Raw genomic sequence first — 23,818 nt, forward strand, 5'->3', positions numbered from 1 at the left:
ACCTCCTGTCAGCGATTCCTCGTTATTTTTTCGCATCTGCCAGCTTCTTGGCCGTATCCTCCTCCGTGCTGCGGAACGTGGTGTTGTAGTCCCCGTTCAAAATTACCGGCGGCACGGCTTTAGCGTACGGCGTAAGCAGTAGATTATCGTACTGCGATTTGTAAGGAATCGGCGCGAATTTGTTGTAAAAGGCGCTTTTCAAATTTTTATCCTTGAAGGCGCTTTCTTGTCCGTACACTTTTTTGATCGCGTCGCTATTCGATACCGGCATGACGCCTTTTTTGCTGAGCTTCTCCTGCATTTCGTCGGAAATCAAGTACTGGATCACCTTCATTGCCTGATCCCGCTGCTTGGACATCGAAGTGACCGAGAAATAAGTCGGGTACGCTTGCGAGCCTACGCCCGGAAGACTGTCGAAGGTGGGCAGCGAGACGACGTCCCAGTTCATCGCCGAGAAATCTTCCGGGAACACGAAGATAATGGATGAAAGCCATGCGAACATCGCAAGATCTTTGTCTTTCAGGAACTCGTTCCGGTAAGGAATGGCGTCCTTATGCGCTTTCATGTACTCTTTATAGCCCGGAGCCTTCGCCGGACCGACGAATACGGTATTAAAGTAATCTCTCCACTTTTCGTTGCTGAATATGTTTGGCGTGCCTTTCGCCTGATCGATGAACGGAATCGACAACTGATTCATCAGCAGCATGTGCGTCTGTGAAGACGACAGGCCGACGTACTGCTTGCCGTCGGAACGGGTCAGCTTCTCACCCAATTGAATCGCTTCGTTCCAGGTCATGCCGTCTTTCGGATAAGGAACGCCGAATTTATCGAACAGATCTTTATTGTAATACAGCACCATGTTGTTGTTAAACACCGGGATGCCGTATATTTTGTCCGGGCTGATTTGCTTGACGGAATCGGCTACGGTCTTTTCCATCCGGGAAAAATCGACGTTGTACTTCTTCATCAGCTCCGTCATGTCGAATTCCAAGCCGTTATCCAGTACGGCCGAAGCGAAACCGCCGATAGAGTCCCAGTAAATATCGATCGTTTCCCCGGACGTGAGCAGTTCCTTAATACCGAGATTAGATTGCTTTTGAATGTATTTGATGTTGTACTGGGGGAATTTCTCCTTGAGCGGATTACCGAAACGTTCATTCCAGCTTTCGGGCGAATCGCCGCTGCCCGAATAAACAACGAGATTGGCAGGTTCCAAATCTTTGCCTCCGTCAGCAGCGTTTGTGCCGCCTTTCGCCGCAGGCGCCGTGGTCGAACAAGCGGCAGATAATACCGCTAAGCTTAAAATGATGCCCAAAGATGGAATACGTCCGTTAATGCGCATTGAAATTCCCCCTTATTTTTTATTCGCGATTGGAATTGATAATAACGTGAACCGGCCCGACGAGACCGGATGGCAAGCTATTACCGTCGAAACGGCAGGCCAAACTGTTGGTTACGTGTACCGTTATATTATTTTGTCCGTTATTCACATAGGGTGTAATGTTCATGGTGTAAGGATGCCACATGCATACGCCGGCGTTATGCCCGTTGACCCATACTTCGGCGACTTCATGGACTTCGCCGAGATCAAACTTCACCTCGGCGCCACTGGCCAGGCCATTCAACTGGAATGAGGATCGGTACGCCGCCGTTCCCGATACATGCGCGAGCTGCGGATCGTCCGTCCAAGAGCCGATTCCCTTCGGCAAGACCGGGAAATCGGAGGCGTCTACTTGCCAATCTCCCAGCGGAATCGTCGCTGTGCGTGAAACTCGTACGCGCGATTCCGTCAGTCGGGCCGGCTCTGCCGCAGGATCGATACGGAATACGACGCTTTGCCTTCGCTCCAGTTGACCGGGGATACGCAGCTTCCCGTCCTGCAGCTCCGTTCTTACCGGTTCCGCTTCTCCCGTCCAAGCGTCCCACCGCTCCGTATGCCCCGTTACCGCAACGGTAAACGTCCCTTCATAACGGGCTTCGCCTTCGTTCACGGCTACATAGAAATGTTCGCCGCCCTTTACCACATGGCTTACCCGAATGTCCGCGCACGGCGGCTCCAGCACGATGTCCCGCGGGACAGCACGGTCCAGAGCGGCCGGCAGCGCTTCATAATCCGGTAATACGGCTGTCACGTAATTCTCCTCCGTCAAGCTGAGAATCGTACCGCCGTTCTCCCGAAACCGCAGCAGGGCAAGTTTGGTTTCTGCGTCCACTTCGTCCGTATTTTCCACTAGCAGCACCGTATAGCTTTGCATGGCAATCCGTATTTGGCCGTCATCCAGGGTGCAAGAATTTACGAGCAAGCTTTCCTCCAAATAATTGAACTCGATCTGATGCTCGTACAGCGGCACGGCGATCCGCCATGGAAGCCGGTCATCCTTACACAGCACGGCAATCCGCGTCACGTTGCGGCTGTCCGTCATGAGCCAGCTCATTCGCTTCATATACCGGGCAAACAGGCCGTAATGCGGCCACCAAATATTGTTCGGCCCGACATCCGGCGGCCGTTCCCCCCAACGGCGAGGCCCGTCGATCGAGTAATAAAACGCGTGCGGGCACAGCATATTGACACCACGCACAAGCAGCCAGTCGGTGTACCACTTCATGTCGCCCGCCGTAAGCGCCCATCCTCCGCCTTTGCCGCATACGCCGAGAAACTCATTGATGTTCCGCCTTCTTCCCCGGTGCCTGGCCGCATCGGCCGAACATTTACCCGCCGTGCTGTGATGCCCTTCCAGACCTTTGCGGTCTTCCGGCGCGACCCACCGCCACACGACGTCCTGACCCGGGATGTGAAACAAGTCGAGCAGGCCGATGTCGTCGCTGGCCGCGGGGTGTCCCGTCAAAGCGATGCCGTGTGCCGCACACCAATCGCTCAGCGGTTTGTAGTACGATTCCGTCAGCTGCCGCTGTACCGTTTTGCGGTACGCGCGGCGAACGGCTTCCGATGAATCCGCTTCCAACCACAATAGCGGCAAATCTTGCTCACGGTTTCCCTCCCGGACAAAACGCTCCAGAAATCCGGATGTCCACGGCCGCAATCCTTTGCGGTGCCTCCGCCCCAGCATATCCGGCTCGTCGGTGAAAAACGCAATGATCGTACTGCCGAAGTATCGCGCGAGACGCTCGTAATACCGCTCGTGCGTCAACCGAATAAATTTGCGGGTCGCCTCGATATGGAGCAAGTCGGCGGACGCCGGCGCATTCGGTTCTCCGTCGTCTTCGCCGAAATGAATGCCCCGTATCGTGCCTTTGGAATACGTCTCGATAAACAACAAGATCGACCACGTATCGGCGGAATCGGGCTGATGCAGCGATACGATCCCATCCGTTGCCTTCAATGCAACCGTAGCTGCCGGGTCCGTTAATTGGTTCCCTTCTTTCTTGACGGCCAGCGCGCTGACAAGCGCTTCTCCCGGTTCGAGCACATCGGTCAGCCGGACCGGCACCGCACCGGCGAATTCCGCCATTCTCAGGCCGCGGCTGGCAAACTCGGGGTTGCCCTGAACGACGAAACCTTTGGCCGCCCCCGACGGATACATCGCTTCATCGTACAAAATGACCGTCATTCCGCGCCTTGCGGCTTCCTCGACTGCCGCTTCGACCAAATCCATGTACGTATCCGATAAGTAAGGAATCGATTCGGGAATCCCGATCCGCGGATGGATAACAAACCCCATTACGCCTTTTTCGGCAAAACCGCCGATCTGCCGCACGATTTCTTCCTTCGTCAGCGCATCGTTCCAGAACCAGAACGGGATCGGGGTAAACTCGTCGGACGGATTCAAAAATTGCTGCTTCAACGCAGATTCGCTCATGTATGTCACGCTCCTACTATTTGCAACCGTTTGCATGGAATGCCGCTGCCGGCGATGCAGCGGCATGATGTGAATTTTATCCCCGTCCGGAGACGGGGATCGATCGTCTGTTACTTATGTTAGATCGACGTGCCGATCAACGCCTCGCTGCGGATGTGCAGCGTTCCGCCCGGCTTCAGCCGAACCGCATAGCCATTGTGCCCGGTCTGCGCCTTGCTCCACTCCGCGTCGCTTCCCGATAATTGATAGCGTTCCAGCCATTCCGGCAGCCGAACGACGATATCCGTCTCTCGCTCCGCTTGAATAACCGCTTCAAACATCCCCGTTTCGCTGTCCCATGACAGAGACAACCGCCCGTTCGTATAGCGAAGTCCTTCCGCCTTGCCGCGCTTCCATTTGGCCGGAACGGCCGGGAGCAGCTTCACGATACGGGGGGAAACGAACAGCAGCATCTCCTGCACGGCGTTGATGACGCCCATGCTCGCGTCGAGCTGGATCGGCGCATCTTTCCGGTTCATGCATATCCCCATATTGCGCCAGTCATTATGCAGCGTGAACAAATTGTTCAGCAAACACGAGCGCGCAAGGATATCCAGGCAATCGAGCGCCGATCCCCCGTCGCCGAGCCGCGAATAAATGGCCGACATATGGGCCAGCGACCAGCCGCTTTGCGCCCCGATCAGCCTTTTGCGAACGGCGGTGTCGAACGCCTGGAACAGCCCCGGCTTCTCTTCCCTCGTCACTTCCTGTCCGGGGAAGATCGGGTATATATGCGACAGATGGCGGTGATCGTAACGATCGTCGAAATCCGGGTGCATCCATTCCCTAACCGCACCGTCCTCATTGATCTGATACGGCGGAATACGGCGCAGCATGCGTTCCCATTTCTCCACATCGCCGGATTCGTCTCCGGCAATGAGAGTGCCTTCGATCAAGTGCGTGAGCAGCTCTTTCAAAATCGCAATGTCCATCGTCGCATTGATCGTCGTAGGCATCGGATGCGCGAGCGGTTCGCCGCTCGGCGGCATAAAATTGACCGGTGTGTTTTCCGGCGAAACGGAAGGATAATATTTGTAAAAACCGTCTTCCCCGAGCTCAAGGAAATCCTCGTAGAACAGCGCCACCTCGCGCATGAACGGCAGCACCTTCAAGATCAGAAACTCGCGATCCCCGGTGAACAAATAATATTCATAATAATGCCGGGCGAGCCAGCCGGCAGCTCCGGTCCAGTTCATGATAACCGGGACGATCTGATTCGGTACGCCGATGCCCGGCGTGGAGCCGGCCGGTATATATATTCCCCTGCATCCGTAAAGCTTGCGGGCGCACTCCCGGAAGTCGTCCATCATGCTGTCGTAGTATCGGACAAGCGCGGGCATCAGCTCGGCCAGCCCTCCGACCGGCGCATGCCAGTACATCATTTGCACGTTCTCGTTGGCCATGTTATGGCACCAGACGAGCCGGTAATCGCCGGCCCACAAGCCGTACATGCCGAACGGATTGCTCTTGGGCGCCGTGCCGGAAATGAATAAATACCGGCCGAAAGACCACAGCTTCTCGATGAGCGCGGTCGGCGCTTCGCCGTCGTATGCATCCAGCAGCAGCTCTTCGTTCGAACGCTCGCGGTCGCAGTTGTCGGCTCCAAGTTCGAGCGATGCGGAATGAAACAACCGTCCGTGCAGACGGACGTGCGCTTCCAGCAGCTGCTCGTACGGTTGATCGATGGCGGCAAGCTCGTTGCGCAGGCGGTTCCAATCGCGCTCCCGCTCGCCTTTCACGAACACTTTCACCAGCGCCGTCACCTTGCTGCTACCGGAGAATTGCAACCCTCCGTCCAGCGGGCGGATGGCCCCCCCAAGAGGACGAAGCCTCAACACGGCGCCATAATCGGTGCCGTCGTCGTTCCTGGCAGCGAAGAACAAGTACTGATCCTCCGCCACGCTGCTTGCCGTGTCCTCCAGCTCCTTGCACTTGACTGCCATGTTCGGATTTTCGCTCTTGCGAAACCCGAGTCGGAGCAGCCCTTCTACGGAATCCCCGCTGCCGTGGATTTCATATACGATACAATCGTTCGTCCGGGAGACGAACAAGTTTCTTTCATAGACGGTCCCGTCGTCGTTCCATGTTACGCTTACTTCCCCCGTCTCCATGTTGAGCGACCGTTTGTACTGCTTAAAGGCGCTGCCGCACGGCATGTTCAGCATCAGCTCGGCTAGCGGCAGCCTGGAAGCCAATCGCGTATTGTAGCCTTTATCCTTAAGTGCATTGGTCAGGTGCCAGCTGGCCTCCGCATATTTCCGTTCGTTCATCAGCTTTCTCGTTTCTTGAAGCGAGTCGCTTACGTCGGGCAGACTGTCCTTTTGTCCCCCATGCCATAAATCCGCATGATTGATGATGACGGATTCATCCTTGACCGCTCCGAAGACGGAAGCGCCGACAGTCCCGTTGCCGGAAGGCAGCGCCTCCCGCCACATATTTCCCCACCACGATGCGGGGTATTTCAAATAGAGCCTATTTTTGCCGGATGCCATGCCATGCTGTCCTCCTCGACTGAACTGCTTGCACCCTCTATTTTAGCCCCCGCTGCACATATTGTCTTTGCAGAAAGTTCGATGCATTTGTCTTTTTGTCCAATCCGCTGCTCACTTCACATAGCGCGAAATCGGCAGGTTCAATTCGCGGATGCCTTGGCTTACGAGGTTTGCGATGCACTTGGCGCCTTCTTCCGTAATGTGGGTGCAATCGGTTCCATTGGAAGAAATCATAAACAGTCTGGTTGCTCTCTCGTATCCGAGCTGCGTATATTGCTCCAGACTTCTCGCCATCAGATCGACGATCGGTACTTCCAGTTCCCCGGCTACCTGTTTCATCGCATGGCAATAGTCCGGGAAATCGTTGATGAATGCACCATCCTCATAATGCAGTCTTCCTACCGGGGTGAACAGGATCGGGTTCGATTTTCTTAGACGCGCCCCTTCGATGTACATCTTCAAGTACTGCTTGTACGCCCCATACGGCTCGGTATACCGTTCCGGTTTGCTGACCGTCGAGTCGTTATGCCCCATCTGTACGAGCAAATAATCGTTTTCTTTGATTTCGTTCAAAATCGCCTCGAGGCGTCCTTCCTCGATGAACGTCCTTGAACTTCTCCCCCCGATCGCACGGTTTACAAATCGCAGGTCATCCGTGAAATATTCCGCGATGAACTGCCCCCACCCCGCTTGCGGCGCCCGGTCGGCGCCATATGTTTGGACCGTGGAATCGCCGGCGATATATAAGGTCGTAGGGTTACGATCCGCCATAGTCTCAGTGCCCCCTCTGTCCCCGGATTTTATATCCGAACCCGTTACGTGCCCGGAGAAATGATCCGATTGGTGCTTTTTGCACCGGCTAATTTCTTTTATGTTCCCCTTTAACAGTAAGCTTTTGCGACATACCTGATCAATCGTAACATTTTGAACGCATATTAATATTTGAAACTAAATAAGACGACCGCCGCCCGGATACGAACCGGAAAGAATATCCTGATGGTACTTTCTCGGAAGAAACATATCCGCGTCCGGTGCTGAGCCGTACCGTCCCTCCGCAGATACGTTTCTCAAGGGCGCTAAATTGACGGAAGCATGCCACATTCTGCAGGATACGCTCCGGCTACCATTTGATGCAGATCATCGGGAAAGAACACTGCGAACAAGCCAGCTTTCAAAATCAGCTCGTTCTCGCCTTATAGTTGATCGTACAAAGCATAATCCTCGTCATCCAGACGATTTACCACGGTGATATTATCTACGGACTGCCTGGCCACCATAATTAAATCGTGTCGTCGACCCATATGAAAATCGCATCCATCGTTTGATTCTCGTTTCGGTTGTACGGTTAACTTATTAGTTATATACTTATATTAAACCGCAATTGGAGGGTACAATGAATATTGAAGTTTCCAGCAAAAACATTCGATTTTTCGAGGCGTTATCTTCGGAGACTCGTATTAAAATGATCGAGCTGTTGAATGAACAGCCGATGAACATCAAAGAGCTTGCCGAGAAGCTGGGCATTTCTTCGGCGATCGTCACCAAGCACGCTCAGTTGCTGGAACAGGCTGGAATCATTTCCAGCAAGAGCCTGAACGCCAGAAGAGGCACGCAAAAAGTGTGCTCCTTATTGCTGGATCAAGTGCATCTGCATTTCAGAGACAAGGGTCGGGGTCCCAACGAAATCGCTGCGTCGATCCCAGTCGGTCAGTATATATCTTATGAGGTGAAACCGACTTGCGGGTTAGCCTCTAGTACGAAACAGATCGGGAATGTCAACGATCCGCGTTATTTTGCCGATCCTGAGCATGTTCACGCTAGCATCATCTGGTTCGGTTCCGGCTACGTCACATACCGCATACCTAATTTTCTGCAAAATGATCAAACGCTGAGCAGTTTGGAAGTTTCTCTGGAAATATGTTCCGAGGCCCATCGTCATAACGAACAATGGCCGTCCGACATTACCTTCTATATTAACGATATTTGTCTCGGCACATGGACATGCCCGGGAGATTTCGGAGGTCCCCCGGGCATATATAATCCGCCGTGGTGGACTTACTACAACACCCAGCACGGCCAATTGAAGACGATCACTGTCAATAAGCAGATGACGGTAATCGACGGCGACGTCATGTCGCAAGTAACAGTTAACGATTTGAATGTCGCTCCCGGCAAGGAATTGTTTTTAAAAATCGCCGTGCATGAGGACGCGGTTAACTGTGGAGGGATCAACATTTTTGGCAAAGATTTTGGAAACTACAACCAGGACATCCGTGTGACGATGACCTATGCCTAGTATGTTAGGCGTTTTCTCTGCGCTGAAGTTGGCGGGTCGATTTTTATTTCCGAATAATAAACGGCCTTCCTTGTTGCCAACCAATTTCTACTTTTGATATATACCATGTTTTTCCATTATCGTTATTTCCTTGATAAAATAAGTAAGTTCGGTCATCTTCGTCTTTGAAGAGAAACGGATGGCCGGATTCGCTGGAATTCCAATCCCCAGGCTCACCATTCGTTAAAAAAGGAAAATCGCTAATCCTTCGAAAATGGATACCGTCCCTACTAACCGCACAACCGATCTGCTGCGGCATGTTATTGTAATTGCCTGCATAGAACATGAAGACCTTCTGATCCTTTACACAGACGGCTGCCGCTTCTATGCACTTTCCTTCCCACGGGAGTTCCGGTCTTAATATGGGTTCGGAACACGCCTGCACCCAGCTGTCCCTGCCAAAATCCGAGTCTGCTTCCGTAAAGGCAGCGCCCAGCATTTGAATTTCCCCTTTCGGATCCCGTGTTGCAAAGTATAGATAATATTTATCATGATATCGGATCACATCGGCATCGATCGCTCTTCCGTTATTCCATTCCCCGGTTGGGGAAAAGATCGGGTTCGAAGCGTTTCTGCAAAAATGCAGCCCATCTTCTGAAACCGCGTGGCATATCGCATCTTTAGCGCCGTTGCCATAGGTTTGATAAAAGAGATGAATTTGCCCGTCTTTGACGATCGCGCCGGGTGCGCAGAAGCCGTTGGCTTCGTATTCGAGTTCCCGGTATATTTCCCCGGCTACCCTCCAGTGGGTCAAGTCATCGCTTATGGCGATGCCGATCCCCCAAATGCCGCCGGCTTTCCCTTCTTTCGGCGAATTTATGGAATAGTACATGTAATAAGAACCTTTAAACTTGACGACAGCCGGATCTTTTGAAAAAGGCCGTCCCTTGGTCGTATCAGCAAAATACATCATCATCGTTTCTCTCCAACTTCCCTTCTATTTTTTGGATTTTATGGCAGTCTCAATGTCAGCGTTGGCTTGTTCAACTGCAGTTCTTAATGCGGTATTCACATCTTTCTCCCCTTTAGCGACTGCGTCGTGAGCGCTGATCAGCCTTTTCTCGACAAGACCGTTATACTCTGTCCATGTGGAAGGCGCATACTTTTGGGGGAATAGCGCCGAGACGTTTTTATTTTTATAATGCGCCAGGTCTTGCCCGTACATTTTGCGAATGTCGGGGTTCTTCAATACCGTTTCGAACCCTTTCTTCGATAGGTGCGACTGAATCTCGTCTGAAGTCAAAAAAGCAATCACCTCAAAGGAATCCTGTTTGTGCTCGTTCACTTTTGTTATATAGAAATAGTTCGGGTAGCTTTGCGGCCCCGTGTCTTTAGCGTCGCTGAAATAAGGGAACGACACAATGTCCCAGTTCAAATCCGTAGGTAAGAGCAAACCATGCCCTGTCAGCATCGCATACATCGCCAAGGTCCGGTCGCTTCGGAACAAATTCGTTGCGTTGCCGCTCGAGTCATTGCCCGGTATGCTGTAATTGCGGGAAAGCGTCGTGATCATCGACTTGAACTTATCGCCGTCAAACAACGGTTTCATCGTTTTCGGATCTATGTAAGGTTGACCATACGGATTTAGCCGGGCTAAATGGCCAAAAGAGTACATCAACCCTTTATATTTGACACCGCCTTCCGTCCGGGTCAGCTTTTTGGCTACCTCGTATATTTCATCCCAAGACATGCCGTCTTTCAAATAGCCGATACCAAATCTGTCGAAAATATCTTTATTGTAATATAGCGTAAGCGACTGATTCACGACCGGCAATCCGTAGAGTTGACCATTGCCGATTTGCTTTAAAATGTCGATGGTCGAAGGCTCGATCCGGCTCAAGTCGAAGTTATTTTGTTTGATCAATGGGGTTATATCGTACTGATACTGGTTGTCAATCAGGCTGGAATACGTTGCGCCAATGGAGGTATAAATGATATCGATCCTTTGTCCCGACGCAATCAGATTGGGCAGCTCTGTTCCTTTATCTTTGGTGAGCATGAGAAATTTGGGCGTAATGTGGGGAAATCTCGCCTTGATTTTATTACCGTAAATCTCCATCAGCTGTTCTTCCGTAAAGTCGCTGTTTGTTTGATAAATGACGAGCTCGATCGGTTTTTTAGCCGTCGGTTGCGCCGTGCTTCCTTTGTCGGTCCCTGACTCCGTCCGGGAGCAAGAACTGAGCAGCAAACCCAATGCTACGGTTATCGCGAGAATCGAAATGCCAGGTTTGAGCCGGAGCTTGCCATACACTCCAACCGCCACGGAATTATTGGCTGTGTATCCGTCCATGCGCTGTTTCATCACGGTTCCATCTCCTCTCGTTTGCGAACAAGATCGTCATATTTATGGGCTTTATGAGGTGTTTTTGCCGTGCTTTTGAATATGCCTTGCACATTTTTCGTTTTCAATACCGGGTATTCTTCTCCAAAGCGCTCGAGGACTTTATGCGGAATGTCCGTGGCCCACATGCATTATTTCTCCCAATGCTTTAAATGCTTTCCGGAACGGTATCATTTCCATGAAATGGCAACTGATACCATCCTTGTCGATTACTCAGACAAAGTCCATTGATCTAACGGAGTCACTATTGGCTCGTTTGGATCCGCGTTCTCGTCTAAGAGCGGTACGAACCGAACGGACAGAACTGCCGTTTCAACTCCGCTCAAATGAATGGTTAACTTCTTATAGCGGTTATTCACGCCTTGTTTCGGTCCCGGCGATGTAGGAAGCGGCTCTGCATTCATGACAGAAAACGATGCACCGGTCTCCCCCAAAAGTTGAACCATTACCCGTTTGCCCGCCTGGCTGAGAATCGCACTTTTGCCGTCTGGAAGAACATCGATTTGAGCCTGCGTATGCATAAACCACCAAACCTCCGACGGCTTCCTTAAACGGAGCTCGTCTTGAATCAGCAGTTGCCGCCGGGAATCAAACATCATCATTCCGCGTTTGGCGGATATGGCATCTTGTTTATAAGCTGACGTCAAATCTCCGATGGCCATTGCCCCATAGGCGTTCGAATCGAACTTGACGATCGCAGCCTTCGCCTCCAGGCTCTGATCGGCCTCCTTACCGGGATTGATAACAAGGGTGTTGTGCCCCTCTGCGCGGGTGCGGTAGTACTGCCACCGATTCTTTTGAAAATAATCGGGCAGATTGTAATTGTCGGCTCCGAGATCATGCGCCCACCTGATCCCCAGCACATCATAAACGAACGTACCGATGTCGAGATGGCCATGGTTTATGCTGTTATCTCCCGCCTTGAACGCTGCAAAAGCGGCATCGTCCTGATTCCAGGCGCTGCGCATGACTACATTCTCGACGTGACGGAAATAAGCGTCCCTGGATGGTACGTCGCCGTCGGCTGAACTGGCATACGCATCCGGACGGTACCAGAGCAAGTCGAACAATCCGCCCCGGTCAGCGTTATACAAATTTTGATGGTACCAGATCGCATCCTGTTGGCCGAATCGGAGTGCGAACCAAAGCGCTAGCGGAGAATTGATTTTGCCCGCTCCTCCGTCTGCAAAATTGAAGGTTCCTTTAGGACCGTTTATATGAATTAAGAAACGAAACGCATTGGGGAAACCCTTCATATCGGTAATACCGTAATCCATTCCCAACGTCTTGTGCAGCGATTCCAGAAAATAAACGGCGTATTGGGTTCCGTATTCCCAGTATCCCGGTCCTTCGCCCCAAGCGCCGTCCGGAGCGTATTCGGCTATCATCGTCGGCAGCAACTTTATTGCACCTTCGAGAATTTCACCGGCAAGCGCTTCTAACTCCGGATTCTCATCAGCGATGGCAAGTGCTCCGATCCCGATGCCTCCGTTGCATACCGAGTTCCAGTTATGGTTCGCCTTTGACCAGTCGGACTGCTTGCGGTATTCACCCAGAGCCTGCTTCAAGCCTTTTTCCACAATCGCCGTGCGGAGTACCTCTTTCCGCTCCGGAGTCCAATAGTGATACAGCCAGTCATAGCCGATCGCAAAGGCATGGGTCATTTCCGCCGTGTCAAGAAAGTGACTTGGATTCCAATCCTTGAAACCCGCTGCAGCATCCAATTCCATCCAAGCCCGTTCTGCGTACTTTTCATCCCCACTGATTTGGTATGTCATCGCGAGCGTCCGCACGCGCGATAATACCCGACGGGAGGTATCGAGCAGGCGGCGTCCGTCCGGAAGCTCATATTTGGACACCGGTTGCGGCAGGATAGCATCTGCTTCGACAATTAGGTTATTGTACCATTTCTTCATATTCGCATCGGTTTCAACCCCTTCTCTTATTCGGGAGAAATCGTCCGCTGTGGCCATGAGTCGCGGATGCTGTTGCCCGGCAGAATTCTTTTTCAGCTTCACAATAACGTCTGTGCGTGGCGGTGTAACAAGCAGGCTGACCTCCGTCTCTGTATTTCCCCCATTGCCATCTTGTACAGAGAGTGTAAACATATCCGCCCCGAGATAATCGGTTGCCGGAACGTATGTCCAGTCATCATTCGCACCCAATGTGACGGTGCCATGAGAGGGCGGCAGCGCAACGGAATAAGTCAACGAGTCCCCGTCAACGTCGTAACCTGATATTTTCGCTTTCAATGATGTGTTCTTTAGCGTCTGCTTCTGCTCATTTTCCGCCTTCGGAGGATCGTTTTCCGGAATGATATTGATCGTCACCTCCGAGGATGCAATGCCCCCTTTCCCGTTCGTGACGACTGCGATAAACTTGTCGGTTCCGGCAAAATCTGCATTCGGAGTATAAGACCAAGTGCCGGTGAGATCGAGCCGAATGGCTCCATTCCGGGGAAAATCAAGCATGGCATAAGAAAGTGAGTTCCCCTCTGCGTCCTTGACCGCCATCGCTCCGTTGACCTGCTGGTCTTCTTTCACCCTGTGCGAATAGTTGTCGTCTTTCAAAGATCCACCGTCGGCACTTACTTCGACAGCTATCTCGGTTTTGACACCGCTATCGACGGATTGAGTCGTTATGCGCGCCGATCCTGAGCCTATGCCGATCACAATCCCGTCCTGGACTTGCGCAACGTCGGGATTCGATGAGATCCAAGTCAGCCTCTTATTGCCGGCCTGCTCCGGAAGGACTGTCGCGCCTATCGCCAGTTTCTCCCCAATCCGCAAAGCTGCGGTTCTACGGTCCAGTACAATATCCGCAACCGGAGTAACCTCCCGAAGAGCCACTTCGTCGAACCAGGCTGTGCCCGTACTGTTCCAGATGAAAATTTCGAGGAGCATCTTGGTTGCACCGGCCGGCGCCTGGAACCTGTGGGTCACGAGCATCCAATCTTCCGTCCCTTTCACGGATCCGAATGTAATATGCTTATTCATGTTGGCGTTTGCCGTGTTATAAAACTGCAATCTGAATGTGGCTCCGGCGTCATTCGAAACAAGCTGATCCGTCTTGACCCAGGCCGATGCTTCGTAATATTGATTCTCGTGAACGCTTACATTTTGAGATACGGCGGACCGTGTCGGTTTCGAGTCCCCTTGCAGTTGCAATGCCGCCGTCCCATCATGTTTCGCGTCAAGGTCCACCGTCGCTTTTGCGGCACCGGTCAAGTTCACGATTTTCCAGCCGTCCGGCCGCCGTTCTGTCCAGCCGTCCGACGACGAGGACTTATAGGATTCGAATCCGCCGTTTACTACAATGTTGGGAATGATGGGCTCCGCATTTGACTCCTTCACAATGGAAATCATTCCGAAGCCGCCTGCTCCTAAGACGAATAGGATTGAAATGCACAGCAAAAAGAAAGACTTGTTTAACATTGGATACCTCCTTTTCCTTGAATCGGTAAAAGTCTAAAATAACATGGCGACCTCCTTTCAATTAATTAAATGGTTAATGAAATAACTAAATAGTAAATATAACTCTCCATAATTATTGCTTTAAAACCCTCAATATGTCAATTCAATTTTTCCAATTTGCACACCAATTCGAAGTAAATATTTATAAATTTTTTTTAATGCATACACGGCATTCGGTGCTCTTCATTCAACACTGGTTTATATCGGTTGAAAAAAACTTGATGCCTTAAACAAATAAAACAAGCTAACGCCGATCGAGTACCGACGCTAGCTTGCTGCCTAAATTTATACGCTTGGGTACGCCTGCAATAAAGGAGCCGCTGCCTATCGTTGTACTGTCTTTTTCGCTCCCTCGCCAAGATGTACTCTACTCCGTTAATCGGATCGTGAGCCATGTATCCTGATCGGTAAGTGAAGCACCCGTAAAGGTGTCTGCCGTTTTCTTCGCGTTGGCGTCCTTGTTATACAAAATCGCATTGAATCGTAAGTGCTTCGCTTCGCTGCCGATCCGCGATAACGGTACAGCTGCTTCGACCAAATACCCTGTGTTATCATCGCCCTCTTGGCCAACGCTTCCGTTTACCGCTGCAAACGACTTCACTTCACTGATCGGAAGCGTTTGGTAGGCGCCGTTGATATATTGCGAGAACTGTGTCACGCCGCCCGAATTCAGATCAAATTTGTAAAATGATTTTTTGTCGTCCCCGCTGCCGATAAAGAGTGCTGCCGTATCTTCGTTCGTGAGATACCGGTCGAGACGCTCAACCAGCAAAACTAAATGTTTGCCGTCGTGTGCCGACCGGATCGTCGCCTGTGCCTGGCTGTCGCTTCCAAGGAAGAGCGCTTCCGTATGATGGTTCCATTCATCCATCCGCCCGTCCATCTTCAAGGATCCTTTCTTCGCATCGATGCGGTGATTCAAGTATAGTCTTCCGATCATAATGGAGTTCCGGTAATCCGAATTGCCGACAGAAACGACCTTTGGCATCGTAGCGATCAGAGCATGCGATCCAATCCTCTCCGTGGCACCCCAATAGCCTTTTCCGGAAAAAGGAATATACTCGCTTCCAAAGTCTCGCGCGCTTGTGTCTCCGATACGCAATCTGTAGTTCGATCCCTCGTTGTATGCTAATACCGTCTCGCCTGACGGAAACTGCGCCAAATACGGTGCTGCTCCCGGATAAATATTGTTTCTGCGGTCCGCCGGGCCGGGTTCGTCCGTCTCGAGCCCTTTTGCCCAGTTGTCGGAGGAGTAGGCAAGCGTAATCGAATATTTGTCATTGGCTAAATGCGATTCCATCGCGAGGGCGATCCCTTTTCCGCGATTAAGCCATATGGCGCTTGGCATTTGATCGGTAAACGACTTTACCCCTTGCTCCGTCGTCTTGACATACTGCTGCGCGATCCGATGTGCCGCATACGGGGATTCGGTTACATTCGGCGTCCATGTTGCCCCATTGTCATAGGAACGGATGATCGCGGTTCCGCTGGAGTGCAGCGTGTTCTCCACTGCCATCTTCGGAGCGATATGCGTAAAATACACTTGAATCTCGCCAGACGGAAGCTGCAGCATGGACGGCTCCCAGTTAGGCCCGACATAGATGATCTTCTCGTCCCCCCAGGTTGCGCCCCCGTCGCTGCTCCGCCTCATCATCAGACCGTTGTGCTCCGGCAATGTCGTATATCCTTTGTTTGCGCGGTACGAGCTGATCGCGAGCAGATCTCCATTTTGCAGAACAACCGCGTCGACTGTCGAGAAGCACCGGAAATCGGTTCCATTCAATATTTTATAGGACGTAAAGAGCGGTCTCGGCTTTGTCCATTCGACCAGATCTTTACTTTTGACATAATAAATGTTCCAGCCGATCTTTCCGTCCTGATAGAACAAAATATAGCTGCCGTCCGCAAGCTTTTTGAGACGCGGATACATGGCTTTATTCGTGCCGAGCTGAGCGGGATTCAGCTCCAAATATTGACGGTAGTTCAATTCGAGCCTACTGTCTTCTGTCTCGCCTTCATGAGAATTCAATTCCACGGCGCCGGTGTTTAAATGTTCAATCATGCTAATTTTGAACGTTCTATCTTTTGGGTTAGCCGTCTGCTTCATTTCGCTCACGATGTGATCCCCTTTATCCTTCTGCTCTGTTCCCGACTGTCGAGCCGCTTCGCAGGAGACAAGCATACTGCCAGCCAGCATGAACGCAAGAAATGTAGGAAAATGCTTTATGGTAAACACGCGAACACATTCCCCGCCTTTCCAAAATAGAGGAGCATATCAGATGGCAACAACCCCGCTGCTCTATCCAAAGCTTCTCGGCGAACATTTACCTGCAATGATCTCCTTCATTTGCTTGATTGGTACCTTCGGCTCCCGGTCGTATGTGAGCAAGCCGTTAATTTCCTGTTCCACGTCCGTTAATTGCGTATAGCAAAAGCCCTGGATGACCGGCGAGGAGAGCATCGGCTCGATTACGGCCTTCAGCTTCAGGATGAAATCCTCATCGCTGTCCGCGTCGGAGTACCCCCAGCCTTCCCAATCGCTCTTCTTGAAGGAGATGCCTCCAAACTCGCTGACCAGAATCGGTTGGCCCTCATATTGCATTCCGCCGACAAATGTCGGCTTGCTGTGCGACCGCAGCCCATTCACCGACGACTCTGCGGAGCGGTAACGCTCCTCAAGCACGCTTCGGGATGCCTCATAATCGTGGATCGTGCACAAATCCGTCTTCATATGCTCCCATCCGTCGTTCGATACGACAAGCCGCGTCCGATCGAGCGATCGGGTCAAGTGATACATCGCGAGCGCATGCTGCTGCTGAAATGCATCATCCTTTATGTTAACGACGCCCCAGCTTTCGTTCAAAGGCACCCACGCCACGATACAAGGATGGTTGTAATCCCTCTCGATGACTTCCTGCCATTCCTTAGTAAACCGGTTCACATATTCCGCGGAATATTGATAGGCATTGGCAGCTTCCCCCCAAACGAGCAAGCCAAGCCGATCGCACCAATAATGGTAGCGCGGGTCCTCCATCTTCTGGTGCTTACGCGCCCCGTTAAATCCCATTTCCTTCGTCAGCTCGACATCTCGGCGAATCGCTTCGTCCGAAGGCGGCGTCAGATTACCGTCCGGATAATAACCTTGATCGAGCACAAGCCTCATATAGTAAAAGCGATTGTTCAGCATGAGCTTACCGTCTTCCACCGAAATCTTCCGCATGCCGAAGTAGCTTGTCACTTCGTCAACCGGCTGTCCGTTCTTCAGCAGCGTAAACTTGATATCGTACAGGTTCGGTTGTTCCGGAGTCCACAGGTGGCACCGGCGAAAGCCTTGATAATGCGACAGCACGACCGTCCGCGATTCCCCGGATTCCCTGACCGAGTAAACATCTTCCGTGACCGAGTTTCCTTTAAAGCTTACTTCCACTTTAAGCTTAAGGTCATCCTGGGGGCTGTACCCGGTAACGCTCGACTGAATTTCTATCGAACCGTTATCGATGTCCGGCGTCATGCGCACCTTTTCCAAATGGACGGCGTGTACCGTTTCCATCCAAACCGTCTGCCAAATGCCTGTCGTCCGCGTATAAAAGATGCCCTTGGACTTCGGCTGCCAGTACTGCTTGCCGCGCGGCAGCGACAAATCGAGGCTGTAATCCTCCGCCAGCACGACAACCACATTCGTGCCCCCGGGAAGGAGCGCTTCTGTAATATCCGCGAAAAACGGCGTATGTCCGCCTTCATGGGAAACGACATGATCGCCGTTGACCCATACATTCGCTTTGTAATCGACAGCGCCGAAATGCAGGATCACTCTTCGGTCCGCCCATCCTTCCGGAACCGCAAAGCTGCGACGGTACCATACCGTATCGTGAAAATCCGGTTCGCCGATGCCGCTCAGCTTGCTTTCGAAGGAAAACGGCACCTGAATCGTTCTGGAGAATGTCTTCTCGCCCTTATGCCATTTCTGTTGGCGACCGATCCGATCGTCGTCATATTCGAATTCCCATGCGCCGTTTAAATGGGCCCAGTCGCTCCGAGCAAACTGCGGCCTTGGATATTCGGTTCTCATCGGTTGCATCATAGGTTCATCATTCCTCCAAAACAAGTCTTAGTTCAGTGTAGGCTAGTTTGTTCTACGGCTACATGGAAAATAACATGCTATTTTTGTAAAATCATATGGCTTGCTTATTCCGTTTTGACAAAACGGCGGGATAATATTATTTGGCCTTTTCCTCGGCGATCATTTTGCTCGTTTCCTCATCAATTTGCCTGAAAGCGGTGTTCATATCGATTTTATCACTGCCGAGATCTACAGTAGGCTTGGCGAAAATGGTGCGCGCTTTCGTTTCATATTTCGTTTTGGGTGCAATCGGGGAAAACTTCCATTTAAGAATGGCCTGATAGTTTTTATTCGGGTATTTGGCCTTCGTACCGAACGCTTTAAGCACCTTTTCGTTTTGCAGTACGGGAATGATCGCTCTTTCGGACAAGCTGAGCTGCGCTTCCTCGGACAGCATAAACTTCAGCACTTCCATCGCCTCGTCCTTATGCTTGCTGACCGACGTAATGCCGAAGAGGGTAGGAAGCGTCTGCGGTCCTTTGCCCGGCAGCTCTTTAAATGTCGGGTAAGCGACCAGGTCCCAATTCATCATGCTCATATCTTTATTCAGAAACGTATTGGCCAAATAATCGAGCATCGCCACGTTTTTATCTTTCACAAAGTTATCTTCGACCAAACTTTTGTTATCCGAGGTTTTTCTCAAGGCGGTTAATTGAGTGTAGATCGTCTTCCATCGTTCATCGGTCAAGATGGTCGGCTTCTCTGTTTTCGGATCAATGAAAGGAATGGAAAACGCGCTCATATTCAGCTGAGGCTGACTACCTGTTGCAATGCCGTAGTACTCCTGGCCGCCATCCGTTCTCCGTAATTTTCTGGCCAGATCACTCACCTGATCCCACGTCATGCCATCCTGCGGATAAGCGATACCGAATCGGTCGAAAATATCTTTGTTGTAATACAATGCCGCCGTATTAATAACAATTGGAAGCGCATACATTTTGCCTTCGGACATTTGTTTGATTATATCGATGGTCGAAGGTTCTAACGTTTTCAAGTCAAGCCCATGCTTCTTGATCAGATCAGTCATATCGAACTGCAGCCCATACTCAATCAGCTGAGGAATCGTGGAGTTCACATCCTGCCAGACGATGTCGATCTGGGTTCCCGAGCTGATGATCTCCGGAAGCGTAGTTCCTTTGCCGATTGCGATATATTCGATATTATAATTCGGGAACTTCTTTCTCATCGCATCGCCGAACCGTTCGTAAAACGCTTCCTGGCTCCAGGTTGAAGTGGAATAAAACGTCAGGCTTACCGGATCTTTGCTTTTCTCCGCCGTACCGCTCTGAATGTCATTTGCTTCGCTGCCGTTGCTGCTGCAAGCGGCCAGCGGCACGACCAGCGTACCGATCGACATCCATTGCAACCATTTTTTTGCCGTGTTCGGCTTCTTTTCACCGTGATTTTGACCCATAGTTCCGCCCCTTTATGATATCCCCCAATTTATTGCTTCCCTTAGTCAACCCTTCCTTGCGGGATGCAATTATCGCTTTGCGATGATACATTTGACTTTGCAGCCCAGCAGAAAGCCGGCTGCATGCAGCCGGCTTCGATTACGGGGCCGGTTCCCAGCTACATATGCACGATTACGTGACCCTCTTCAACGGATACGTCGAATTTTTCTACCGTTACCTCGTACGATTTCGTTCGCATCGCCGGATCGACGATCATGCAGCCGGTCTTGATATCGAATTCCCACTGATGCCACGGGCAGCGTACGATTTCGCCTTCCCGCTCGTACTCGAAGCTTCCCGGGCTATGCGAGACGACGAGCGGCTTTACCAGCCCCTTGCACAGCTCCGCTCCCTGGTGCGGACAGACGTTGCGCAGCGCATGAAATTGTCCGTTGATGTTATACACTCCAATGCTGCGTCCGCCGGCTTCCACGATCTTCTTGGCTCCGGGCGGAATTTCTGATACGGTGGCTACGATATGCCGCTGCAGTGGAGCTGTGGATTTGGATGATGTCAATCCTTGTGACGGCGACGGCTTGCTCATGCCTGTTCCTCCTCTCGCACCGAATCGATCGAGGGAAGACCGTACAGTTCAGCCGCATTTTGATAAAAGACGCGGTCCGCCAACTCATGTTCCATCCTCGGCAGCGCATGCTGAGGGGAATCGAAGTCCCAGTGCGGATAGTCGCTGCAGAACATCATCGTCTCTTTCGCATAAATGGCTTCCATCATTTGATCGAACATTTCTCGGTTCGGTGTCGTTTCGATCGGCTGCGTCGTCACGCGTACGCGATCGCGGAAATATTCGCTCGGCTTTTTGCGGACCCACGGCGTTTGTACCCGCAGCGCCTTCCAATCCTGGTCAAGCCGCCATAGGTACGGCACGATCCAGAACACACCCGCCTCCTGCAGCACGACCTTCAGTGTCGGGAACCGTTCGAACACGCCCTCAAAGATGAAGCTAGCCAGGTGCGCCATCATCACCTGCGGACGGGCCGCACGCGATTCGATGTAGTGGGTGACGTGACCGGCGCCGGTCGCCGGAACGTTCATGCCGGCTCCTTCTCCGCTGACGTGGATCGTAAGCGGCAAATTATGCCGAACGCACGCTTCGTATATCGGATAATAATATCGGTTACCGTATGGAAATATCGCTCCGTTCTGGACAAGAACCTGAACGATTTCGGGACGCGATCCGATGCGGTCAATTTCTTTGGCAGCCGCTGCAGGATCCTGCTTCGGGATCAGGATGGAGCCTCTAAGCCGCTTATCGCCTGCAAGCCAATGCTCCAGCGTATAATCGTTCACTGCGCTGCAGTAAGCAGCCGCATAATCAAAATTGATGGTAGACTGTACGCCCAAGCTTTCGCCGGTCAGAATGCCGTACTTAATGTTGTACGGATCGAGCAGATGCTTCTGCATATACTCCAGACTGCTGCCGGCCGGACCGCCTTCCGGAGGAAACGAATCGACCATTCTTCCGCCGACTCCGCCGTTAAAGTGCATCGAGCCCGGCATCGCCGAACCATACGTTTCGACAAGCTCCCGATATTCCCGCGGCAAGTACGGTTTGATCACGTTCAGCCCCGTAAATTGGTGAATATCGCAATCGATAATCGGACGCTTCACCTTCATGCGTTGAACCGTCGCCTGCTTCGTACTGTCCTCTGTCGTTTGCATTTCTTTCCCCTCCAACATATGTCGCTTATATGATGTTTACAAGCTTATTGTAGCTCGGCGGGGATCAAATGAATCGCTGATAATTGACGGATTTATACTTGATTATTGACCATTTTGCGGTTCAAATATTTTCTGGCGGTAAGCGGACGGCGTTTCTCCGGTCAATGTCTTGAAATGCTTGCTAAGATGGGAAGAGGAAGGAAACCCGATCATGTAAGCGATATCGGTAATGGACACATCCGGAGCTTCGCGCAGCAGCCGTTTGCCTTCCGCTACGCGCTGCAAAAGTACATATTGATAGAAGCTGATGCCCATCTCCTTGGTAAAGCTTCGCGTCAAGTATTCTTCGCTGACAGCGAATCGTTTGGAAACCGCCTTGAGCGATAAATCCTCTCCAAGACCTTGGCACACATAATCCGAGCATATCTGCACAAGATCGGTTACTTTGCCATTCGATTGCGGGGATAACGTAGCCGTCTGGGTTTCACCCAAACTTCTTTCCAGGAAAACGGTGATCTCCAGCGTATGAGACAATGCCATGCGTTCCCAGCCGACTTCCCGAACCGTGAGCTCGTGCCGCAGCATCCTGCACATTTCCTCAAGCTGTTGAAACTGTTTCGGGGTGAGCGAGAAATTCAGGCACGAGTCTTCCGGAATCCATCCAAAATCGATTAGACGATGCAAGCTCGGAAGCGTATGGCTATCGTCTCCGCCGAAATTGACACTGATGACAGTCCGCTTATAGGACGATTTGGAAATCATCTGATGCGGTACCATGCCTCGAAAAACGAGTACAGAACGAGGATTCTGCAGCAATATTTGTTTTCCGACAACCATTGTGCCGGCTCCATCGTGCGTGATGTGAATTTCCAATCCGGGATGATAGTGAAAGTCGGTCCCCTTGATCCACTGGTTACTGTGCATGACTATCGGAAAGCGATTCAACTTTTTCTCCATATCCGTGTTCCATTGAAGCTTCTCATTGATGATTGAATCTTTCATATCCATAGCCCGTGTCTCCTATTCAAAGATACGTATATATTCTTGGTCACAAATGTCATAGGCGGTCGCTTCATCCAACGATGCCGCTACGTATCAATCATCTTCTGACGGTAGACGGACGGCGTTTCCTCGGTCAACAGCTTGAAGTGGCGGCTAAAGTGGGAGGATGACGGGAACCCGATCATGTATGCAATATCGGAGATGGACACATCGGGTACCTCCCGAAGCAAGCGTTTACCCTCGGCCACCCGCTGCAGCAGCACATATTGGTAAAAGCTGATGCCCATCTCCTTGGTGAAGCTGCGCGTCAAATATGCTTCGCTGACGGCGAATCGACGTGCGACCGTTTTTAACGACAAGTCTTCCCCCAAATTTCCGCACACAAAGTCCGAGCACTGCTGCACAAGATCCGATTTTCTGCCTGACGGTTGAGAAGACAATGCCGTTACCTGCTCCGGCTCGACCAGCATCCTTTGCAGAAAGACGGACATTTGCAGCACTTGAGCTAGTACAACCTGCTCCCAGCCGGTACCTCGGGCCATCAGCTCGTGCCTCAACTCCTTGACCATCTCTTCCATCCTTAGAAACTGCTTCGGGGTAAGCGAGAAATTCAGGCACGAGTCGTTTGGAATCCAAGCAAATTCGATCAATTGGTGCAGGCTCGGCAGCATGCCGGTATCTTCATCGCCGAAATTAATACTGACGACGGAACGTTTATAGGAAGAACGGGAAATCATCTGGTGTGGGACCATGCCACGAAAAACAAGCACAGAACGAGGTGATTGCAGAACGATTTGCTTGCCGACAACCATCGTTCCTGTACCCTCGTGCGTCATGTGGAATTCCAGGCCGGGGTGGTAATGGAGACCAGTTCCTTTCTTCCACTGGTTGCTGTGCAATACGATTGGGAAGTGCTTCAACTTTTTAACCATATCCTTATTCCAATCAATATTGTTGTTTTTAATCATGTCCTTCATGTCCATAGCCCGTGTCCCCCATCTGAAGATACGCATAGTTATACTGTTAACTATGTCACAGACAACCGCTTCATTCAACGTAAAAAA

The 23,818-nt window shown here is 51.5% G+C and carries 16 protein-coding genes; 1 reads left to right on the forward strand and 15 read right to left on the reverse strand.

The window, feature by feature from the left end:
• Positions 1 to 22: 22 nt before the first annotated feature.
• The 4 genes from ACFQI7_RS14835 to ACFQI7_RS14850 all read right to left on the reverse strand — a co-directional run bounded on the left by ACFQI7_RS14835 (position 23) and on the right by ACFQI7_RS14850 (position 7,120).
• Positions 23 to 1,342, reverse strand: a complete 1,320-nt coding sequence (locus ACFQI7_RS14835; protein ID WP_218097693.1) for an ABC transporter substrate-binding protein — start codon at positions 1,340 to 1,342, stop codon at positions 23 to 25.
• 19 nt (positions 1,343 to 1,361) lie between these two features.
• Positions 1,362 to 3,818, reverse strand: coding sequence for a glycosylhydrolase-like jelly roll fold domain-containing protein (locus ACFQI7_RS14840; protein ID WP_218097694.1), 2,457 nt, complete (start codon positions 3,816 to 3,818; stop codon positions 1,362 to 1,364).
• A 119-nt stretch (positions 3,819 to 3,937) separates the two neighbouring features.
• Complete coding sequence (locus ACFQI7_RS14845) at positions 3,938 to 6,349, reverse strand: glycosyl hydrolase family 95 catalytic domain-containing protein (protein WP_218097695.1); 2,412 nt, start codon at positions 6,347 to 6,349, stop codon at positions 3,938 to 3,940.
• A 111-nt stretch (positions 6,350 to 6,460) separates the two neighbouring features.
• Complete coding sequence (locus ACFQI7_RS14850) at positions 6,461 to 7,120, reverse strand: rhamnogalacturonan acetylesterase (protein ID WP_218097696.1); 660 nt, start codon at positions 7,118 to 7,120, stop codon at positions 6,461 to 6,463.
• 622 nt (positions 7,121 to 7,742) lie between these two features.
• Here ACFQI7_RS14850 and ACFQI7_RS14855 point away from each other — a divergent pair.
• Positions 7,743 to 8,645 carry an ArsR/SmtB family transcription factor gene (locus tag ACFQI7_RS14855; protein ID WP_218097697.1) on the forward strand — a complete coding sequence of 301 codons (903 nt, stop codon included), beginning with the start codon at positions 7,743 to 7,745 and terminating at the stop codon, positions 8,643 to 8,645.
• 43 nt (positions 8,646 to 8,688) lie between these two features.
• On the opposite strand, the gene ACFQI7_RS14860 is transcribed toward ACFQI7_RS14855, so the two are convergent.
• From ACFQI7_RS14860 to ACFQI7_RS14910, 11 genes are all read right to left on the reverse strand, one after another.
• Entirely contained in the window at positions 8,689 to 9,600 is a 912-nt protein-coding gene (locus ACFQI7_RS14860) for a family 43 glycosylhydrolase (RefSeq protein ID WP_218097698.1), read from the reverse strand.
• A 21-nt stretch (positions 9,601 to 9,621) separates the two neighbouring features.
• A complete protein-coding gene (locus ACFQI7_RS14865; RefSeq protein ID WP_230414724.1) occupies positions 9,622 to 10,986 on the reverse strand; it encodes an ABC transporter substrate-binding protein in 1,365 nt (454 codons plus the stop codon).
• A complete protein-coding gene (locus tag ACFQI7_RS14870; protein ID WP_218097700.1) occupies positions 10,986 to 11,153 on the reverse strand; it encodes a hypothetical protein in 168 nt (55 codons plus the stop codon). The genes ACFQI7_RS14865 and ACFQI7_RS14870 overlap by 1 nt, the downstream gene beginning before the upstream one ends.
• An 81-nt stretch (positions 11,154 to 11,234) precedes the next feature.
• Entirely contained in the window at positions 11,235 to 14,459 is a 3,225-nt protein-coding gene (locus ACFQI7_RS14875; protein ID WP_218097701.1) for an Ig-like domain-containing protein, read from the reverse strand.
• Positions 14,460 to 14,865: 406 nt separating this feature from the next.
• Complete coding sequence (locus ACFQI7_RS14880) at positions 14,866 to 16,734, reverse strand: exo-alpha-sialidase (protein WP_218097702.1); 1,869 nt, start codon at positions 16,732 to 16,734, stop codon at positions 14,866 to 14,868.
• A 63-nt stretch (positions 16,735 to 16,797) separates the two neighbouring features.
• Complete coding sequence (locus ACFQI7_RS14885; protein ID WP_377517021.1) at positions 16,798 to 18,579, reverse strand: glycoside hydrolase family 2 protein; 1,782 nt, start codon at positions 18,577 to 18,579, stop codon at positions 16,798 to 16,800.
• Positions 18,580 to 18,715: 136 nt separating this feature from the next.
• Positions 18,716 to 20,032 carry an ABC transporter substrate-binding protein gene (locus ACFQI7_RS14890; protein ID WP_218097703.1) on the reverse strand — a complete coding sequence of 439 codons (1,317 nt, stop codon included), beginning with the start codon at positions 20,030 to 20,032 and terminating at the stop codon, positions 18,716 to 18,718.
• A gap of 158 nt (positions 20,033 to 20,190) precedes the next feature.
• Positions 20,191 to 20,616 (reverse strand): Rieske (2Fe-2S) protein, encoded by a 426-nt coding sequence (locus tag ACFQI7_RS14895; RefSeq protein ID WP_218097704.1) that lies wholly within the window; start codon positions 20,614 to 20,616, stop codon positions 20,191 to 20,193.
• On the reverse strand, positions 20,613 to 21,752 hold the full coding sequence (locus ACFQI7_RS14900; RefSeq protein ID WP_218097705.1) for an amidohydrolase family protein: 1,140 nt from the start codon (positions 21,750 to 21,752) through the stop codon (positions 20,613 to 20,615). The genes ACFQI7_RS14895 and ACFQI7_RS14900 overlap by 4 nt, the downstream gene beginning before the upstream one ends.
• A 102-nt stretch (positions 21,753 to 21,854) precedes the next feature.
• Positions 21,855 to 22,760 (reverse strand): AraC family transcriptional regulator, encoded by a 906-nt coding sequence (locus ACFQI7_RS14905; RefSeq protein WP_218097706.1) that lies wholly within the window; start codon positions 22,758 to 22,760, stop codon positions 21,855 to 21,857.
• An 80-nt stretch (positions 22,761 to 22,840) separates the two neighbouring features.
• The gene (locus ACFQI7_RS14910; RefSeq protein ID WP_218097707.1) at positions 22,841 to 23,737 is read right to left on the reverse strand and encodes an AraC family transcriptional regulator; all 897 of its coding nucleotides are present in this window, start codon (positions 23,735 to 23,737) and stop codon (positions 22,841 to 22,843) included.
• Positions 23,738 to 23,818: the final 81 nt, after the last annotated feature.

It is taken from the genome of Paenibacillus allorhizosphaerae (assembly GCF_042659105.1).
Taxonomy (GTDB): Bacteria; Bacillota; Bacilli; order Paenibacillales; family NBRC-103111; genus Paenibacillus_G; species Paenibacillus_G allorhizosphaerae.

Excerpts from the sequence above, each read along its gene's own strand:
- ACFQI7_RS14835 (WP_218097693.1), bottom strand. The coding sequence starts at position 1,342 with ATGCGCATTAACGGACGTATTCCATCTTTGGGCATCATTTTAAGCTTA.
- ACFQI7_RS14840 (WP_218097694.1), bottom strand. The coding sequence starts at position 3,818 with ATGAGCGAATCTGCGTTGAAGCAGCAATTTTTGAATCCGTCCGACGAG.
- ACFQI7_RS14845 (WP_218097695.1), bottom strand. The coding sequence starts at position 6,349 with ATGGCATCCGGCAAAAATAGGCTCTATTTGAAATACCCCGCATCGTGG.
- ACFQI7_RS14850 (WP_218097696.1), bottom strand. The coding sequence starts at position 7,120 with ATGGCGGATCGTAACCCTACGACCTTATATATCGCCGGCGATTCCACG.
- ACFQI7_RS14855 (WP_218097697.1), top strand. The coding sequence starts at position 7,743 with ATGAATATTGAAGTTTCCAGCAAAAACATTCGATTTTTCGAGGCGTTA.
- ACFQI7_RS14860 (WP_218097698.1), bottom strand. The coding sequence starts at position 9,600 with ATGATGATGTATTTTGCTGATACGACCAAGGGACGGCCTTTTTCAAAA.
- ACFQI7_RS14865 (WP_230414724.1), bottom strand. The coding sequence starts at position 10,986 with ATGAAACAGCGCATGGACGGATACACAGCCAATAATTCCGTGGCGGTT.
- ACFQI7_RS14870 (WP_218097700.1), bottom strand. The coding sequence starts at position 11,153 with ATGTGGGCCACGGACATTCCGCATAAAGTCCTCGAGCGCTTTGGAGAA.
- ACFQI7_RS14875 (WP_218097701.1), bottom strand. The coding sequence starts at position 14,459 with ATGTTAAACAAGTCTTTCTTTTTGCTGTGCATTTCAATCCTATTCGTC.
- ACFQI7_RS14885 (WP_377517021.1), bottom strand. The coding sequence starts at position 18,579 with ATGATGCAACCGATGAGAACCGAATATCCAAGGCCGCAGTTTGCTCGG.
- ACFQI7_RS14890 (WP_218097703.1), bottom strand. The coding sequence starts at position 20,032 with ATGGGTCAAAATCACGGTGAAAAGAAGCCGAACACGGCAAAAAAATGG.
- ACFQI7_RS14895 (WP_218097704.1), bottom strand. The coding sequence starts at position 20,616 with ATGAGCAAGCCGTCGCCGTCACAAGGATTGACATCATCCAAATCCACA.
- ACFQI7_RS14900 (WP_218097705.1), bottom strand. The coding sequence starts at position 21,752 with ATGCAAACGACAGAGGACAGTACGAAGCAGGCGACGGTTCAACGCATG.
- ACFQI7_RS14905 (WP_218097706.1), bottom strand. The coding sequence starts at position 22,760 with ATGGATATGAAAGATTCAATCATCAATGAGAAGCTTCAATGGAACACG.
- ACFQI7_RS14910 (WP_218097707.1), bottom strand. The coding sequence starts at position 23,737 with ATGGACATGAAGGACATGATTAAAAACAACAATATTGATTGGAATAAG.